The 17,324-nt window shown below is 72.6% G+C and carries 15 protein-coding genes; 10 read left to right on the plus strand and 5 right to left on the minus strand.

The window, feature by feature from the left end:
• Positions 1 to 35: 35 nt before the first annotated feature.
• Positions 36 to 1,034 carry a magnesium/cobalt transporter CorA gene (corA, locus tag CXR04_RS30285; RefSeq protein ID WP_101425393.1) on the minus strand — a complete coding sequence of 333 codons (999 nt, stop codon included), beginning with the start codon at positions 1,032 to 1,034 and terminating at the stop codon, positions 36 to 38.
• Between the two features lie 56 nt (positions 1,035 to 1,090).
• On the opposite strand from corA, the gene CXR04_RS30290 reads away from it, so the two are divergent.
• The 4 genes from CXR04_RS30290 (at position 1,091) to mshC (ending at position 4,744) form a co-directional block, all read left to right on the plus strand.
• Complete coding sequence (locus tag CXR04_RS30290; RefSeq protein WP_101425394.1) at positions 1,091 to 1,816, plus strand: histidine phosphatase family protein; 726 nt, start codon at positions 1,091 to 1,093, stop codon at positions 1,814 to 1,816.
• Between the two features lie 85 nt (positions 1,817 to 1,901).
• Positions 1,902 to 2,492 carry a DUF3090 domain-containing protein gene (locus CXR04_RS30295; protein WP_101425395.1) on the plus strand — a complete coding sequence of 197 codons (591 nt, stop codon included), beginning with the start codon at positions 1,902 to 1,904 and terminating at the stop codon, positions 2,490 to 2,492.
• The gene (locus CXR04_RS30300; protein ID WP_101425396.1) at positions 2,456 to 3,388 is read left to right on the plus strand and encodes an SCO1664 family protein; all 933 of its coding nucleotides are present in this window, start codon (positions 2,456 to 2,458) and stop codon (positions 3,386 to 3,388) included. The genes CXR04_RS30295 and CXR04_RS30300 overlap by 37 nt, the downstream gene beginning before the upstream one ends.
• A gap of 126 nt (positions 3,389 to 3,514) precedes the next feature.
• Positions 3,515 to 4,744 carry a cysteine--1-D-myo-inosityl 2-amino-2-deoxy-alpha-D-glucopyranoside ligase gene (gene mshC / locus CXR04_RS30305; RefSeq protein ID WP_101425397.1) on the plus strand — a complete coding sequence of 410 codons (1,230 nt, stop codon included), beginning with the start codon at positions 3,515 to 3,517 and terminating at the stop codon, positions 4,742 to 4,744.
• A gap of 19 nt (positions 4,745 to 4,763) precedes the next feature.
• Here mshC and CXR04_RS30310 read toward each other — a convergent pair whose 3' ends face one another.
• Positions 4,764 to 5,999, minus strand: a complete 1,236-nt coding sequence (locus tag CXR04_RS30310) for a PAC2 family protein (RefSeq protein ID WP_101425398.1) — start codon at positions 5,997 to 5,999, stop codon at positions 4,764 to 4,766.
• Positions 6,000 to 6,260: 261 nt separating this feature from the next.
• Here CXR04_RS30310 and CXR04_RS30315 point away from each other — a divergent pair, with 261 nt between their 5' ends.
• The 6 genes from CXR04_RS30315 to CXR04_RS30340 all read left to right on the plus strand — a co-directional run bounded on the left by CXR04_RS30315 (position 6,261) and on the right by CXR04_RS30340 (position 13,245).
• Positions 6,261 to 7,580: an enolase C-terminal domain-like protein gene (locus tag CXR04_RS30315; protein ID WP_101425399.1), complete on the plus strand. Its 1,320-nt coding sequence runs from the start codon at positions 6,261 to 6,263 to the stop codon at positions 7,578 to 7,580.
• 122 nt (positions 7,581 to 7,702) lie between these two features.
• Positions 7,703 to 8,749: a sugar ABC transporter substrate-binding protein gene (locus tag CXR04_RS30320; RefSeq protein WP_101425400.1), complete on the plus strand. Its 1,047-nt coding sequence runs from the start codon at positions 7,703 to 7,705 to the stop codon at positions 8,747 to 8,749.
• A gap of 3 nt (positions 8,750 to 8,752) precedes the next feature.
• Positions 8,753 to 10,381, plus strand: a complete 1,629-nt coding sequence (locus tag CXR04_RS30325) for a sugar ABC transporter ATP-binding protein (protein WP_101425401.1) — start codon at positions 8,753 to 8,755, stop codon at positions 10,379 to 10,381.
• Positions 10,378 to 11,439 (plus strand): ABC transporter permease, encoded by a 1,062-nt coding sequence (locus CXR04_RS30330; RefSeq protein WP_442802422.1) that lies wholly within the window; start codon positions 10,378 to 10,380, stop codon positions 11,437 to 11,439. Before CXR04_RS30325 ends, CXR04_RS30330 begins: the two co-directional genes overlap by 4 nt.
• Positions 11,440 to 11,449: 10 nt before the next feature.
• Positions 11,450 to 12,415 (plus strand): aldo/keto reductase, encoded by a 966-nt coding sequence (locus tag CXR04_RS30335; protein ID WP_101425403.1) that lies wholly within the window; start codon positions 11,450 to 11,452, stop codon positions 12,413 to 12,415.
• A 2-nt stretch (positions 12,416 to 12,417) separates the two neighbouring features.
• The gene (locus tag CXR04_RS30340) at positions 12,418 to 13,245 is read left to right on the plus strand and encodes an amidohydrolase family protein (RefSeq protein WP_101425404.1); all 828 of its coding nucleotides are present in this window, start codon (positions 12,418 to 12,420) and stop codon (positions 13,243 to 13,245) included.
• 56 nt (positions 13,246 to 13,301) lie between these two features.
• Here CXR04_RS30340 and CXR04_RS30345 read toward each other — a convergent pair whose 3' ends face one another.
• From CXR04_RS30345 to glpK, 3 genes are all read right to left on the minus strand, one after another.
• Positions 13,302 to 13,973: a FadR/GntR family transcriptional regulator gene (locus tag CXR04_RS30345; protein ID WP_101425405.1), complete on the minus strand. Its 672-nt coding sequence runs from the start codon at positions 13,971 to 13,973 to the stop codon at positions 13,302 to 13,304.
• A gap of 172 nt (positions 13,974 to 14,145) precedes the next feature.
• Positions 14,146 to 15,768: a glycerol-3-phosphate dehydrogenase/oxidase gene (locus CXR04_RS30350; RefSeq protein ID WP_101425406.1), complete on the minus strand. Its 1,623-nt coding sequence runs from the start codon at positions 15,766 to 15,768 to the stop codon at positions 14,146 to 14,148.
• 5 nt (positions 15,769 to 15,773) lie between these two features.
• Positions 15,774 to 17,300, minus strand: a complete 1,527-nt coding sequence (gene glpK, locus CXR04_RS30355; RefSeq protein WP_101425407.1) for a glycerol kinase GlpK — start codon at positions 17,298 to 17,300, stop codon at positions 15,774 to 15,776.
• Positions 17,301 to 17,324: the final 24 nt, after the last annotated feature.

Raw genomic sequence — 17,324 nt, forward strand, 5'->3', positions numbered from 1 at the left:
GGCGCGAACGGCACCCGGCCGCGGGGCCGCGGTCCTCAGCGCCCGCCGTTGCCCAGCCAGCCGCGCCGGCGGAAGAACATGTAGAGCGACAGCACCACCGACGCCATCACCAGCAGCACCGCCGGATACCCGAGCGTCCAGTGCAGCTCCGGCATGTGGTCGAAGTTCATCCCGTAGATGCTGCCGATGACGGTCGGCGCCGCGGCCATGGCGGCGTAGGCGGAGATCTTCCGCATGTCGTCGTTCTGCTGCACCCCCACCCGCGCGAGGTGCGCGGCGAGGATGTCGGACAGCAGCCGGTCGACGGTCTCCAGGTGCTCGTTGACGCGCATGAGGTGGTCGCCGACATCGCGGAAGAACGGCCGCGCCTGCTCGTTGACGAACGGCAGCGCGGCCCCCGCCAGCCGGGCGACCGGGTCGGCCAGCGGGCCCGTGACGCGGCGGAACTCCAGCGCCTGCCGCTTGAAGTCGTAGATCCGCCCCGCCGAGCGGCCGGGGTCGCGGCCGCCCGGCTGGAAGACCTCGGCCTCCAGCTCCTCCAGGTCGGTGTGGAAGTCGTCCGCGACGTCCAGGTAGTTGTCGACGACGGCGTCGCACACCGCGTACACCACCGCCGTCGGCCCGTGCGCCAGCACCTCCGGCTGCCCCTCCAGCCGGGCCCGTACCCGGCCGAGGGGGTTCGCCTCGCCGTGCCGGACGGTGACCACGAAGGAGTCGCCGACGAAGGTGTTGATCTCGCTGACGGTGATGGTGTCGGTGCTGTCGTCGTAGAGCACGGGCTTGAGCACGAGGAACAGCGCCGCGTCGTACACCTCCAGCTTCGGCCGCTGGTGCGCGGTGACCGCGTCCTCCGCCGCGAGCGGGTGCAGACCGAGCCCGCGGGTCAGGTCGTCGAACTCCTCGCGCGACGGCTCGAAGAGCCCGATCCAGCAGAAGGTGTCCTCGTCGGCACGCGCCTGCGCGAGCACCGCCGGGACGTCCGCGGGCGCGGGTACGCGCCGTCCGTGCCGGTAGAGCGCGCAGTCGACGATCACACCGTCATTCTTTCCCGAACCGTGCCGCCTGTCGCGCAGGACGTACGCTGGCTGCCATGCCCACCCTCCTCCTGCTCCGGCACGCCCGGTCCACGGCCAACGTGGACGGCGTGCTCGCCGGCCGCAGCCCGGGTGTCGCGCTGGACGAGCGCGGCACGGAGCAGGCCGCCGCGCTGCCCGCCCGGCTGGCCGCCCTGACGCCCGCCGCCGTGGTCACCAGCCCGCTCGAACGCTGCCGCGAGACCCTCAAGCCGCTGCTGGCCGCCCGCCCGGAGCTGCCGGTGCACGTCGACGAGCGGCTGACCGAGTGCGACTACGGCGAGTGGACCGGCGGCAAGCTCGCCGAGCTGGCGGAGGAGCCGCTGATGGCCATGGTGCAGCAGCACCCGTCGGCGGCGGTGTTCCCGGGCGGCGAGACGATGCGCGCGATGCAGGCGCGTGCCGTCGAGGCGGTACGGGACTGGAACGCCACCGTGCTCGCCGAGCACGGCCCGGAGGCGCTGTACGTGATGTGCAGCCACGGCGACGTCATCAAGTCCGTGGTGGCGGACGCCCTCGGGATGCATCTGGACCTCTTCCAGCGCATCGCCGTAGGCCCCGCCTCCGTCACCGCGATCCGGTACACGCCCCTGCGCCCCTTCGTGCTCCGGCTCGGCGACACCGGGCCCCTCGACGGCCTCGCGCCGCCGCCTCCCGCGGCGGCGCCGGGGGCGGACGCGGCGCGGGAGAACGCGGCGGACGCGTCGGCCGCGGAGGTCGGTGGCGGTGCCGGAGCCGGTTGATCCCCGATGATCAGCTCGCGCAGTAGGGTGGTCGGATCGGGCCCGCAGCGGATCCCGTTCAGGAGTCGAGCAATCGGAGCAGCACGTGCCGCGTGAGGTGTACTTCTACGACCCGCCGGACCGCTTCGTGGCCGGCACGGTCGGGCTGCCGGGGCGCCGCACCTTCTTCCTCCAGGCGTCCAAGTCCGGCCGTACGACCAGCGTTGCGCTGGAGAAGGCGCAGGTGTCCGCGCTGGCCCAGCGGATCGACGAGCTGCTCGACGAGGTGGTACGGCGCAGCGGCGGCACCAGCGACGTGCCCGCCGTCGCTCCCGCTGAGCTGTCCGACACCGCGCCCCTGGACGCCCCCATCGAGGAGGAGTTCCGGGTCGGCACGATGGCCCTTGCGTGGGACGCGGACAGCGAGCGGATGGTCGTCGAGGCGCAGGCTCTGGTCGAGTTGGACGCCGACTCCGATGAAGACCTGGCGGCGGCCGAGGAGGCGCTGCTGCAGGACGACGAGAACGGCCCGCCGATGCTGCGCGTACGCCTCACCGGACAGATGGCGCGCGCCTTCGCCAAGCGGGCCAACGACGTGGTGAACGCCGGCCGGCCGCCCTGCCCGCTGTGCAGCCTGCCGCTCGACCCGGAGGGACACGTATGTCCGCGCCAGAACGGATACCGCCGGGGGGAGTGAGCCCGCCCGCCCTGGCGTCCGACGAGGCCCGCGCGCTGCTCACCGGCGGCGAGCTGACCGTGGCCGGGCGTATCCGCGGTGCGTCGAACGCGGTCCTGTTCTGCACCGTCGCCCACGCCGGGCGCACGGCGGAGTGCGTGTACAAGCCGGTCGCGGGGGAGCGGCCGCTGTGGGACTTCCCCGACGGCACGCTGGCGCAGCGCGAGGTCGCGGCGTACGAGGTCTCGGAGGCCACCGGCTGGGGGCTGGTGCCGCCGACGGTGCTCCGGGACGGGCCGTTCGGCGAGGGCATGTGCCAGCTCTGGATCCCGGCCGCGGACGAGAAGGACGGGGAAGCACAGGACGGGGAAGCACAGGGCGGGACGGACGGGCAGGGCGGACGGGAGGACACGGCGGAGGCGGCGCCCGGCGGTGCCGGCCTGCTGGCCCTCGTCGAGGCCGACGAGCCCGGACCGGGCTGGAAGGCCGTCGGTTACACCGAGACCGGCGAGGGCCGCCCCGCGCTGCTCGTGCACGCCGACGACGTCCGGCTGCGCCGCCTCGCCGTCCTGGACGCCGTGATCAACAACGGCGACCGCAAGGGCGGCCACCTGCTGCCCGCCGCCGGCGGTCGGCTCTACGCCATCGACCACGGTGTGACGTTCCATACCGACGACAAGCTGCGCACCCTGCTGTGGGGCTGGGCAGGCGAGCCGCTGCCCGCCGAGGCCGTCACCGTGCTGCACCGGCTCGCGGCCGGGCTCGCCCCCGAGGGCCCGCTGGCCGCCCGGCTGGCGCCGCTGATCACGGCGGCGGAGGTGGCCGCGCTCCGGGCCCGTACCGCCGCGCTGCTGGCCTCGGGACGGCACCCGGAGCCCAGCGGCGAGTGGCCGGCCATCCCCTGGCCTCCGGTCTGACCCGGCCGGTCCCTGCACCGCGCCGCGCGGGCATATTCCGTACGAACCCTCCCACCCCTGTCCGGAACCGCGGCCTCGTGCCGCCCCGGTCGTTTCACCAGGCAACCAGCGGTTACGCTCGTTTACATGCATGCCTGGCCTGCTCCCGAGGTCCCGGTGCTCCCCGGCACCGGCCGCGACCTCCGCCTCCACGACACCGCGACCGGAGGGCTCGTCACCCTCGATCCCGGCCCGGAGGCCCGCATCTACGTCTGCGGCATCACCCCCTACGACGCCACCCACATGGGGCACGCGGCCACGTACACCGCGTTCGACCTCGTGCAGCGCGTCTGGCTGGACAACAAGCGGCAGGTCCATTACGTCCAGAACGTCACGGACGTCGATGACCCGCTGCTCGTCCGGGCCGCCGAGACGGGCGAGGACTGGACCCTGCTCGCCGACCGCGAGACGGACCTGTTCCGCGACGACATGACGGCCCTGCGGAACCTGCCGCCGCGCGAGTTCGTCGGCGCGGTGGAGGCGATACCGCGGATCGTGCCCCTCGTGGAGCAACTGCGCGACGCCGGTGCGGCGTACGAACTCGACGGCGACATCTACTTCTCGGTCGAATGCGACCCCCGCTTCGGCACCGTCTCCGGACTCGACGCCGCCACCATGCGGGAGCTGTCCGCCGAGCGCGGCGGTGACCCCGACCGGCCGGGCAAGAAGAACCCGCTCGACCCGCTGCTCTGGAGCGCCGCCCGCGAGGGCGAGCCGAGCTGGGACGGCGGCTCGCTGGGCCGCGGCCGGCCCGGCTGGCACATCGAGTGCGTCGCCATCTCGCTGGACCACCTCGGCATGACCTTCGACGTGCAGGGCGGCGGCAGCGACCTGATCTTCCCGCACCACGAGATGGGCGCGTCCCACGCGCAGGTGCTGACCGGCGAGTTCCCCTTCGCCAAGGCGTACGTGCACTCCGGGCTCGTCGCCCTCGACGGCGAGAAGATGTCGAAGTCCAAGGGCAACCTGGTCTTCGTCTCCCAGTTGCGCCGCGACGGCGTCGACCCCGTGGCCGTACGGCTCGCGCTCCTCGCCCACCACTACCGCACGGACTGGGAGTGGACCGCCCACGGGCTGGAGCAGGCGGAGCAGCGGCTGGCCCGCTGGCGGGACGCCGTCTCCCGGCCGGAGGGGCCGCCCGCGGAGGGGCTCGTGCAGGAGATCCGCGCCGCGCTGGCGGAGGACCTGGACTCGCCGGCGGTGCTGGCCGCCGTGGACCGCTGGGCGGCGCTGCAGCGCGCCGAGGGCGGTACGGACACGGGGGCGCCCGGCGTGGTCTCGCGGGCGGTGGACGCGCTGCTGGGCGTGGCGCTGTAGCGGGACGGGCGGGCCGGCGTCAGTCCTTGCCGCCGGCCTCGCCGTCGCCGTCGCCGCCGGGGCGCTTGCCGTCGTCGTCGCGGCCGGGGCGCTTGCCGTCGTCGTCCCCGGCGTCCGCGTCGCTCTCCTCTGAGGCGTCTTCGCCGGCGCTACGGTCCGCGCCGTCCGAACCCTCCGAGCCGTCCGAGTGCTCCGGACCCTCCGCGGCAGCGGTGTCCCCGTCGTCCCCGTCGGTCCCGGAGTCCTTGCCGGCGCCGTCCTCCTCCGGCTCCCCGGCGCCCTCCGCCGTGTCCGTACCGCCGCCGTCCTCGCCGTCCCCGTCGTGCTCCTCCGGCGCCCGCGGCTCCTCCCGCTCCGTGAGGGGCTGCGGCCCGGAGAGGTCGCGCAGGTACGGTCCGGCGCCCGGGTCGCGGCGGCGCAGATAGCGCTCGAACTCGCGGGCGATCGCCTCGCCCGACGCCTCCGGCAGCTCCGCGGTGTCGCGCGCCTCCTCCAGCGTCTGCACGTACTCCGCGACCTCGGTGTCCTCCGCGGCCAGTTGGTCCACGCCCACCTGCCAGGCCCGCGCGTCCTCGGGCAGCTCGCCCAGCGGGATGCGCACGCCGATCAGGTCGTCGAGCCGGTTGAGCAGCGCCAGGGTGGCCTTCGGGTTGGGCGGCTGGGAGACGTAGTGCGGGACGGCGGCCCAGAGGCTCGCGGTCGGCACGCCCGCGTGCGTGCACGCCTCCTGGAGGATGCCGACGATCCCGGTCGGGCCCTCGTAGCGGGTCTCCTCCAGGTCCATCGACACCGCCAGCTCCGGATCCGAGGTCACCCCGGTCACCGGCACGGGCCGGGTGTGCGGCGTGTCGCCGAGGAGCGCGCCGAGGAGCACGACCAGCTCCACGCCCAACTCGTGGGCGAAGCCCAGGATCTCGTTGCAGAACGAGCGCCAGCGCATGCTGGGCTCGATGCCGCGGACGAGCACCAGGTCCCGCGGGTTGCCCTTGCCGTCGGCGTCCGCGATCCGCACCGCGGACAACTGCGTGGTGGGCCAGGTGACCTTCCGTACGCCGCCGTGGAGGGTGACGGTGGGCCGGTTGACCTGGAAGTCGTAGTAGTCCTCGGCGTCCAGCGACGCGAAGACCTCGCCCTTCCACTCCCGGTCGAGATGGCCGACCGCGGAGGAGGCGGCGTCACCGGCGTCGTTCCAGCCCTCGAAGGCGCAGATCATCACCGGATCGACCAGCTCGGGCAGCCCCTCCAGCTCGATCACCCAGCGCCTCCTTCCGGCGGTGACGGCCCCTGTGGCCACGTGCTCCGAAACATGCGGCCCCCAGCCTAAGGCTTCCCCGTCGGCGCGCCGTATCCCGTGCGGCACGAGTACCGATTCATCCGAGGTGTGCACCTTCAGGAGGGTTGGCAGCGCGTCAGTACGGATAAATCACTCACTGCCTCTGGACGTTGGCAAGCCCACCCCGATATACATCGGATGACTGCTGAAAGATCCGATGTTCCAGACGCGAGGGAAGCCTGCATGCGACCGACTGTCACCGATTTGGACGTCTCCGACATCCGCTTCCCGACCTCACTGGAGCTCGACGGGTCGGATGCCATGCATCCGGACCCGGACTACTCCGCCGCGTACGTCGTCATCCGCACCGACGACCCCGGTGTCGAGGGGCACGGCTTCTGCTTCACCATCGGCCGCGGCAACGACGTCACCGCCGCCGCCATCCGCTCCCTCGCGCCCTACGTCGTCGGCCGCCCCGCACCGCGTACCGCCGCCGAGCTGGCCGAGCTCTGCAACACCCTCACCCACGACTCCCAACTGCGCTGGCTCGGCCCCGAGAAGGGCGTGATGCACATGGCCGCGGGCGCCGTGGTCAACGCCGCCTGGGACCTGGCCGCCGGGCAGGCGGGACTGCCGGTCTGGGAGTTCCTGTCCCGCATGACCCCCGAGGAGCTGGTGTCCCTCGTCGACTTCCGCTATCTCTCCGACGCCCTCACCCCCGACGAGGCGCTGGCCCTGCTGCGCGCCGCGGAACCGGGCCGCGCCGAGCGGGCCGCGCGGCTGCGCGCCGAGGGCTACCCCGCGTACACCACCACCCCCGGCTGGCTCGGCTACTCCGACGAGAAGCTCATCCAGCTCTCCAAGGCCGCCGTCGCCGAGGGCTTCGGCCAGATCAAGCTGAAGGTCGGCGGCGACCTCGACGCGGACGTACGCCGGATGCGGCTCGCCCGCGAGGCCGTCGGCCCCGACGTGCGCATCGCCGTGGACGCCAACCAGCGCTGGGATGTCGCCGACGCCGTGCGCTGGATGACCGCCCTGGCCCCCTACGCGCCGCACTGGATCGAGGAGCCCACCAGCCCCGACGACGTGCTCGGCCACGCCGCCGTCCGCGCCGGGCAGCCGGTGAAGGTGGCCACCGGCGAACACGTCGCCAACCGCGTGATGTTCAAGCAACTGCTCCAGGCCGGCGCCGTCGACTTCGTGCAGATCGACGCCGCCCGGGTGGCCGGCGTCAACGAGAACCTTGCCATCCTGCTGCTCGCCGCCAAGCACGGCGTGCCGGTCTGCCCGCACGCCGGCGGCGTCGGCCTGTGCGAACTGGTGCAGCACCTGGCCATGTTCGACTACGTCGCCGTCTCCGGCACCCGCGAGGACCGCGTCATCGAGTACGTCGACCACCTGCACGAGCACTTCACCGACCCGGCCGTCGTCGTGGACGGCAGCTACCGCGCACCCGAGGCCCCCGGCTTCTCCGCGCGCATGCTCCCCGAGTCGCTGGCCGCGCACCGCTACCCGGACGGCCCGGTCTGGCAGGCCGTGGCCGAGCGGGACCAGGGGAGCTGAGCCCCCATGCCCGCCGCACCGCACACCGCACCCCACGCCGCACGGCCGGCTCCCCGGCCCGACGCGGCCCGAGCCGAACCCTCCAGCCGCATACCCGAGACGAACGACGGGACGGGACTCCCATGCTGACTCGCAGACTTCGCACGACGGCCGTCGCGGCCTGCACCACCCTCCTCGCCCTCGCCCCGCTCACCGCCTGCAACCGCGGCAACGACGCGGCCGGCGGCGACGGCCAGGTCGGCATCGACATGCCGCGTACCGACAGCGACTTCTGGAACTCCTACCACCAGTACCTGAAGAAGGGCGTCTCGGACGGCGTGGTCGACGCCCTGCCGATCACCAACTCGCAGAACGACATCGGCAAGCTCGTCGCCAACGTGCAGGCGTTCACCGACCAGGGCGCCGACGCGGTCATCATGGCGCCGCAGGACACCGGGGCGGTCGCCTCCACCCTGGAACGGCTGGCGGAGGAGGACATCCCCGTCGTCAGCGTCGACACCCGCCCCGACAAGGGCGAGATCTACATGGTCGTACGGGCCGACAACGAGGCGTACGGCATCCAGGCATGCGAGTACCTCGGCGAGCAACTGGGCGGCAAGGGCAAGGTCGTGGAGTTCCAGGGCGACCTGGCCTCCATCAATGGCCGCGACCGCTCGGTGGCGTTCAAGAAGTGCATGGACGAGAAGTACCCCGACATGGAGGTCTTCGAGCTGCCCACCGAGTGGAAGGGCGACGTCGCCTCCGCCAAGCTGCAGAGCGTCCTGGCCAAGGAGAAGACGATCGACGGCATCTACATGCAGGCGGGCGGCGTCTTCCTGCAGCCCACCCTGGCGCTGCTGGAGCAGAAGGGGATGCTCAAGCCCGCCGGCGAGGACGGCCACATCACGATCGTCTCCAACGACGGCATCCCCGAGGAGCTGGACGCCATCCGCTCCGGCAAGATCGACGCCACCGTCTCCCAGCCCGCCGACCTCTACGCCGAGTACGCGCTCTTCTACGCCCAGCAGGCCCTGAAGGGCAAGGAGTTCAAGCCCGGCAAGACCGACCACGGCTCGGAGATCGTCAAGATCCCGAACGGCCTGGAGGACCAGTTGCCGGCCCCGCTGGTCACCAAGGAGAACGTCGACGACCCCGAGCTGTGGGCCAACCAGCTCGAAAAGCAGGGCTGAGCCGTGCCCGCGGCGCCCCCCGCCGTGCGCGCCGACGGCGTCGTCAAACGCTTCGGCCCCACGCTCGCGCTCGACGGCGTGCACCTGGAGGTCGCGGCCGGCGAGGCGCACGCCCTCGTCGGCCGCAACGGCGCCGGGAAGTCCACCCTCGTCTCCGTGCTCACCGGCATGGAGCGCCCCGACGCCGGCACCGTGACCTTCTCCGGCGCGCCCGCGCCGGCGTTCGGCGACACGGCGGCGTGGCGCGCCAAGGTCGCCTGCGTCTACCAGAAGCTCATGATCGTCCCGGACCTCACGGTCGCCGAGAACCTCTTCCTCAACCGCTACACCGGCAGCGGCGCCATCAACTGGCGCGGCCTGCGCTCACGCGCCCGCGAGCTGCTGGCGGCGTACGGCGTGGAGGTGGACCCCTCGGCGCGGGCGAAGGATCTCGGCGTCGAGCAGCGGCAGTTCGTAGAAATCGCGAGAGCCCTCAGCTTCGGCGCCCGGCTGATCATCCTCGACGAACCGACCGCCAGGCTCGACGCCGGCGGCATCGACCGGCTCTTCGGCAAGCTGCGCGAGCTGCAGCGGCAGGGGGTCGCCTTCCTCTTCATCTCCCACCACCTCCAGGAGGTCTACGAACTCTGCGACACCGTCACCGTCTTCCGTGACGCCCGGCACATCCTCACCGCGCCGGTCTCCGGGCTGCCGAAGGAGGACCTGGTCGCCGCGATGACCGGCGAGGGCTCGCCCGCCGGCGCCGCGGGTCCCGCCGCGGTGCCGCGGCAGGCGACGGCGGCGAGCGGCGCCGAGCCCGTGCTGCGTGCGCACGCGCTGGCCGTGGCCGGCGCGTACGAGCCGCTGGACCTGGCCGTGCGCGCCGGGGAGGTCGTCGGCCTGGCCGGCGCCGCCGCCAGCGGCAACACGGCGATCGGCGAGACCCTCGTCGGCATGCGGGCGCCGGACGGCGGCCGGGTCGAGGTGCGCGGGACCGCCGTGCGCACCGGCAGCGTGCCGCACGCGCTGGAGGCCGGCATCGGGTACGTACCGGAGGACCGGCACGAGCAGGGCCTGGTGCCCGGGCGCAGCGTCGCGGAGAACGCGACGCTCACCGTCGCCGACCAACTGGGCCCGTACGGCACCGTGCTGCCCTCGCGCACCCGCCGGTTCGCGCAGCGCATGATCGAGTCGCTGGACATCAAGACCTCGGGGCCGGGACAGGACGTCGACGGGCTCTCCGGCGGCAACCAGCAGAAGGTCGTGATCGCCCGCGCGCTCGCCCGGGACCCCGGCGTGCTCGTGGCGATCAAGCCGACCGCGGGCGTGGACGTGAAGTCCAAGGACGCCCTGCTGGGCGTCGTCCGGCGGGTGGCCGACGGCGGCAGCGGGGCCGTCATCGTCTCCGACGAACTGGACGACCTGCGCGTCTGCGACCGCGTGCTCGCGCTCTTCCACGGGCGGGTGGTCGCGGAGTTCGCCGGCGGCTGGACCGACCGGGAACTGGTCGCCGCCATGGAGGGCATCGAACCCGGAGCCCGCGACCCGCAGGACCACGGCAACGGCACGGACCAGCACGTACAGCCGGCACAGCCGGACCACTCAGTTCAGCCCGACCAGCAGGATCAGCCGGAAAAGGGGCAGCAAGCATGACACGGCCTACGCCCACAGCGCCGCCGGCCGGCGCGGCCGAGGGCGGAGCGGCGGTGGAGAAGAAGCCGCAGTTGCAGCTCGGCGGGGTGGAGATCGACCTCGGCCGCTGGCGCGACTTCTCGCTCGTACCCGTCATCTTCGTGCTCGGCGTGATCGGGTTCATCGTCTCGCCCGCCTTCCTGACCTCCGACAACCTCATCGGCGTCGTCCAGCAGTCCACCGAACTCGGTCTGCTCGTCCTCGCCCAGGCCCTCATCCTCATCAGCGGCCGGATGGACCTGTCGCTGGAGTCGACGATCGGCGTCGCGCCGGTGATCGCGCTCTGGCTCGTCCTGCCCGCCGAGGGCGGCCGGTTCACCGGCATCGAACTGCTGCCGTCCGGCACGTCGATCCTCCTCTGCCTCCTCGTCGGCGCCGTCATCGGGCTCTTCAACGGCTTCCTCATCCTCAAGCTCAGAGTCAACGGCTTCATCGCCACGCTCGGCATGCTGGTCATGCTGCGCGGCCTGCACGAGGGCATCACGGGCGGCAAGTCCATCATCGAGGTGCCCGAGTCCTTCGCCTACCTCGGCAAGGAGAGCTGGCTCGGCGTCCCCGCCGCCGTCTACGTCTGCCTCGGCCTCTACGCCGTCGGCGGGCTGATGCTCGGCTACCTGCGGCACGGGCGCGCGCTGTACGCCATCGGCGGCAACCCGGAGGCGGCGCGCGCCGCGGGCATCCGCGTCGACCGCATCACCTGGATCGTGCTGGCCATCGGCGGCATGCTCGCGGCCTTCGCCGGCGTCCTTTACACCGGTCACTACGGCTCGGTCTCCGCCGGCCAGGGCAAGGACATGATCTTCCAGGTGTTCGCCGCCGCGGTCATCGGCGGCATCAGCCTGCGCGGCGGGCGCGGCACCCTCTTCGGGGCGCTGACCGGCGTGCTGACGCTCCAGCTCGTCATCAACGTGATGACGCTCGCGGGCGTGCCGGCGGAGTGGACGAAGTTCCTCAACGGGGCGATCATCATCGTGGCCCTGGTCATTTCCCGGTTCGTCAGCGGCGAGAAACAGGACTGAGAGGCGGCGGATGCCCCCCATACCCAGGCTCGGCCTCGGCTGCGCCAACCTCGGCAACCTCTACCGGGCGATGCCGGACGCCACCGCGGCCGAGATCGTCGAGACCGCGTTCGCGCACGGCTACGGCTACTTCGACACGGCGCCGCACTACGGCGTCGGGCTGTCGGAGGAGCGCCTCGGCCGTGCGCTCGCGGGCCGGCCGCGGGACTCGTACACCGTGTCCACCAAGGTCGGCCGGCGGCTGCGGCCCCTCGGCCCGGGCGAGACCGAGCCCGCCCACGACTTCGTCGACACCCCGGCCCGCGGCCGGGTGTGGGACCTGAGCCGGGACGGGATCCGGGCGACGCTGGAGTCGTCCCTGGCGCGGCTGGGGCTCGACCGGGTGGAGATCGCGTACCTCCACGACGTCGAGAACCATCTGCCGCAGGTGTACGAGACGGCCTTCGCGGCGCTCGCGGAGCTGAAGGCGGAGAAGGTCGTCGGCGCCATCGGCTTCGGCATGAACTTCAGCGACCACCTGGGCCGGCTCGTCGCCGACCTCGATGTCGACGTGGTGCTGTGCGCCGGCCGCTGGACGTTGCTGGAGCGGAGCGCGTACGACGACCTGCTGCCCGTCTGCGGGCGGCGCGGCACCTCCGTCGTCGTCGGCGGCGTCTACAACACCGGGCTGCTTGCCGACCCGCGGCCCGGCGGGCGGTTCCACTACGGCGAGGCGCCGGCCGAGGTGGTGGAGCGGGCGCGCGGGATCGCGGAGGTGTGCGGCGAGTTCGGGGTGCCGCTGAAGGCGGCGGCGCTGCGCTACCCGTTCGCGCACCCCGCGGTGGTCTCCGTCATCCCGGGCGCCTCCCGGACGCGGGACGTCCGGGAGAACGCGGAGATGTTCGCGTACGACATCCCCGACGCGCTCTGGCCCGCGCTCGTCGAACTCGGGCTCCTCGACGCCGACCTGCCGCTGCCCGCGGCCACCGGAGGCTGAACGTGCCGCGAATCGACGCCCACCACCACCTGTGGGACATCAGCCGCCGCCCGCAGCCGTGGATGGACGGCTCGTGGGCCGACCCGCTGCGGCGCACCTTCACCCTGGCCGACCTCGCGCCGCACCTGGCGGAGCACCGCATCGACGCCACGGTGCTGGTGCAGACCTCGTCGTCGTACGAGGAGACGCTGGAGCTGTGCGAGGAGCCCGACCCGCCGGTGGCGCTGGTCTGCGGCTGGCTCGACCTGACCGCGCCGGAACTGGACGCGGACACCCTCCGCCGCACGCCCCCGCGCCTCGGGGCGCTGCGCCACCAGGTGGAGGGCGAGCCCGATCCGCGGTGGCTGGAGCGCCCCGACGTGCTGCGGGCGCTGGGGCTGGCGGGGGAGGCCGGCCTCGTGTACGACCTGCTGGTCACGCCGCGCGAGCTGCCGGCGGCCATCGCCGCGGCCCGCGCGGTGCCGCACACCAGGTTCGTCCTCGACCACGCCGGCAAGCCGCAGATCGCGGCGGGGGAGTGGCAGCCGTGGGCGGATCCGGTCGCGGAGCTGGCCCGGCTGCCCAACGTGAGCTGCAAGCTGTCCGGCCTGGTCACGCAGGCGGACTGGGAGCACTGGCGGCCGGCGGACGTGCTGCCGTACGCCCGGCACGTGATCGACGTGTTCGGGCCCGGCCGGATCCTCTTCGGCTCGGACTGGCCGGTGTGCACGCTGGCGGCGGACTACGGGCGGGTCGTCGAGCTGGCCGAGGAGGCGGTGGCGGACCTGACGGCGGCGGAGCGGGACGCGTTCTTCGGCGGCAACGCCCGCCGGCTCTACCTCCGGGACTGAGGCCGGGCGGCCGGGCGTGGCGGGTGGCCGCGGCCCGGCCCGTCCCGGCCCCCGGGTCACAGCGTCCGGCGCAGCCACTGCTCCACGCTCGCGATGTGCACCGTCGCCCACGACCTGGCCGCCTCCGCGTCCCGGCTGCGCATCGCGTCGAGGATCGCGCGGTGCTCGGTGAGCGTGCGCCGTACCGCGTCCTCCTGCGTCAGACCGCGCCAGATGCGGGCGCGGGCCGTCGGCCCCGACAGCCCCTCCAGCAGCGAGCTGAGCACGGAGTTCCCGGACGCCTGCACGATGCGGCGGTGGAACTCCAGGTCGGCGCGGACCAGTTCCTCCACGGACGGGTCGTGGCCCAGCTCCGCCAGCTCCGCCTCCAGCGCGTCCAGCTCGGGCTCCTCGATGCCGGTGCAGGCCAGCGCGGTGGCGGCGGGCTCCAGGATGCGCCGTACGGCGAGCAGCTCCAGCACCGTGTCGTCGCGGTGGAAGTCGACGACGAAGCTCATCGCCTCCAGCAGCAGTTGGGAGTCGAGGCTCGTGACGTACGTGCCGTCGCCCTGCCGTACGTCCAGGATGCGTATCAGCGCGAGCGCGCGCACCGCCTCGCGGAGCGAGTTCCGGGACAGACCGAGCTCGGCCGCCAGCTCGCTCTCCTTGGGCAGCCGGTCGCCCGGCCGCAGCTTGCCGGAGACGATCATTCCCTTGATCTTCTCGATCGCCTCGTCCGTGACCGCCATCTTGCGCCCTCCCTGACACAGACATCCGATGTCTGCGCGCCTCCATTATGACCTGCGTCCCCGGTGAGCGGAGCAGGGGAGGGCGGTGAATCCGGCGCGCGGCGGAAACGGGGGAGGGGAGAGGCGCCCCCATGGCGCCTCTCCCCCCGGACTTCCGGCCCGCGGCGGGGGCTCAGCCCGGCTTGCGCGCGAGGAGTTCCCGCACCCTGGCCCGTACGTCGGCGGTGTCCAGGCCGCGGATCGTCACCGTCGTACGGCGGCGCAGCACGTCGTCCTCCGTCTCGGCCCACTCGTGGTCCCGGGCGTAGACCACCTGCGCCCAGATCTCGGGCCCGTCGGGGTGGATGCGCTCGCCCAGGTCCGGGTTCTCGTTGACCAGGCGGGCGATGTCGAACGACAGCGAGCCGTAGTGCGTGGCCAACTGGCGGGCTGTGTCCGGGGCCATGCGGTGGCCCGGGTCGCGGTCGACGAGGAGCCGGTGCGCGACCGCGTTGGGGTTCGCCACGCCGGGCAGCGGCGTGTGCCGTACCAGGGACTTCACCGGCTGCATGTCCTCGGCGATCGCCCCGCCGTGCTCCTTGGCGAGCTTGCGGAGCACCATCCGGCCGATGTGGCGGTACGTCGTCCACTTGCCGCCCGCCACCGACAGCATCCCGCCGGCGCCCTCGGTGACGACCGTCTCCCGCTTGGCCTGCTCCGTACCGCCGGGACCGCCGGGCAGCACCCGCAGCCCGGCGAAGGCGTACGTCACGAGGTCGGGCGACAGGTCGTCGGCACGCACCGAGAGCGACGCCTCGTCGATGATCTGCGCGATGTCGCCTTCGGTCGGGTGCACGGCGGCAGGATCGCCCTCGTACGGCTCGTCCGTGGTGCCCAGCAGCAACTGGTCCTCCCACGGCAGCGCGAAGGTGACGCGGTACTTGTCCACCCACGTCGACATCGCCGCGTGCCACGGCGACCGCCGCTTGAGCACGATGTGCGCGCCCTTGGAGAGGCGGATGGAGGGGTCCGCGGCCGCGTCCTCCAGGCGCCGCAGGTGGTCCACCCACGGCCCGGTCGCGTTGAGCACCAGCCGGGCGTCGACGCCGAACTCGTCGCCGCTCAGCCGGTCCCTCAGGTCCGCGCCCGTCACCTGGCCGTGGGTGAAGCGCAGCCCGGTGACCTCGGCGTGGTTGAGGACGACGGCGCCGGCGCCGACGGCGGCGCGTACCGTCATGACCGCCATCCGCGAGTCGTTCATCTGGTGGTCGCCGAAGACCGCGACCGCCTTCAGCCCCTCGGTGCGCAGCGCGGGGATGTCCCGGGCGGCGCGGCCGGGGGTGATGAGGTGGCCCACGCCGTCGCGGAACCCGGACAGCGCGGAGTAGGCGAAGACGCCGGCGCCGAGCTTGGCGGCGCCGTGCGGGCCGCCCTTGTAGAGCGGCAGATAGAAGGGGAGCGGGTTGACCAGGTGCGGCGCTACGTCGCGGGCCAGCACCCGGCGCTCGTGGTGGTTCTCGGCCACCAGCTTCACCGCGCCGTTCTGCAGGTAGCGGATGCCGCCGTGGACGAGCTTGGAGGACGCGGACGAGGTGGCACCGGCGAAGTCGCCGGCGTCCACCATCGCCACCCGCAGTCCCGACTGGGCGGCGTGCCAGGCCACCGAGGTGCCCAGGATCCCGCCGCCGATGACCAGGAGGTCGTACGTGGCCCGGTCGAGCAGATCCCGGGACTCCGCGCGGCGGAGGGTGCGGCCGGCAGTCGGGTGCGTCCCGAGTGCGGGTATCGCCGCCGGGACGGTCTGCGGGAGAGTCATCGCCGCTACTCCTTGTCTTCGGTCCAGCCCATGGTGCGCTGGACTGCTTTGTGCCAGTTGTTGTATTCGCGGTCGCGGGTTTGGGTGTCCATGCGGGGGGTCCATTCGGCGGCGCGGCGCCAGTTGGCGCGCAGGGCGTTGGTGTCGGGCCAGTAGCCGACGGCGAGCCCGGCGGCGTAGGCGGCGCCGAGGCAGGTGGTTTCGGCGACGAGGGGGCGGACGACGGGGGCGTCGAGGACGTCGGCGAGGGTTTGCATGAGGAGGTTGTTGGCGGTCATGCCGCCGTCGACCTTCAGGGAGGTGAGTTCGACACCGGAGTCCTTGGTCATGGCGTCGACGATCTCGCGGGTCTGCCAGGCGGTGGCTTCCAGTACCGCCCGTGCCAGGTGCGCCTTCGTCACGTAGCGTGTGAGTCCCGCGATGACGCCGCGGGCGTCGTCGCGCCAGTAGGGGGCGAACAGGCCGGAGAAGGCGGGTACGAAGTAGGCGCCGCCGTTGTCCTCGACGCTCAGGGCGAGGGTTTCGATTTCGGCGGCGGTGGAGATGATGCCCATCTGGTCGCGCATCCACTGCACCAGTGCCCCGGTGATCGCGATGGATCCTTCCAGGGCGTAGACGGCGGGTGCCTGGCCGATGCGGTAGCCGACGGTGGTCAGCAGGCCGTTTTCTGAGTGGACGGGTTCGCCGGCGGTGTTCATCAGCAGGAAGGTGCCGGTGCCGTAGGTGGATTTGGCTTCGCCCTGGGCGAAGCAGGTCTGTCCGAACAGTGCCGCTTGCTGGTCGCCCAGTGCGGAGGCGACGGGTACTGCGGTCAGGGTGCCGGAGGTGGCGTGGCCGTAGACCTCGGCGGAGGAGCGGATTTCGGGGAGGACTGCTTGGGGGACGCCCATGGCCTGGCAGATGGCGGGGTCCCAGTCGAGGGTTTCGAGGTTCATGAGCATGGTGCGGGAGGCGTTGGTGACGTCGGTGACGTGGACGCCGCGGCCGGGGCCTCCGGTGAGGTTCCAGATGACCCAGGAGTCCATGGTGCCGAAGAGGATGTCGCCGGCTTCTGCGCGGGCGGGCAGGCCCGGGGTGTTGTCGAGGAGCCAGCGGATTTTGGGGCCGGCGAAGTAGGAGGCGAGGGGCAGGCCGGTGGTGGCGCGGAAGCGGTCCTGGCCTTCGGTGCCGCCCAGTTGCCGGCAGAGTTCGGCGGTGCGGGTGTCTTGCCAGACGATGGCGTTGGCGACGGGTTCGCCGGTGTTCTTGTCCCAGAGCAGGGTGGTTTCGCGTTGGTTGGTGATGCCGATGGCTTTGACGTCGGCGCGGGTGATGCCGGCTTTGGCGACGGCGCCGTCGACGACCTGCTGGACGTTGCGCCAGATCTCGGTGGCGTTGTGCTCGACCCAGCCGGGCCTGGGGAAGATCTGCTCGTGTTCCTTCTGGTCCACCGACACGATCCGGCCATCGGTGTCGAACACGATGCACCGGCTCGAAGTCGTCCCCTGATCGATAGCCGCAATGAACGGGCCTGCAGTGTGTGCGTCGGTCATGTCGCTCCGATACGTCGTTGGTTC

It is taken from the genome of Streptomyces sp. CMB-StM0423, assembly GCF_002847285.1.
In the GTDB taxonomy this organism is placed as follows: domain Bacteria; phylum Actinomycetota; class Actinomycetes; order Streptomycetales; family Streptomycetaceae; genus Streptomyces.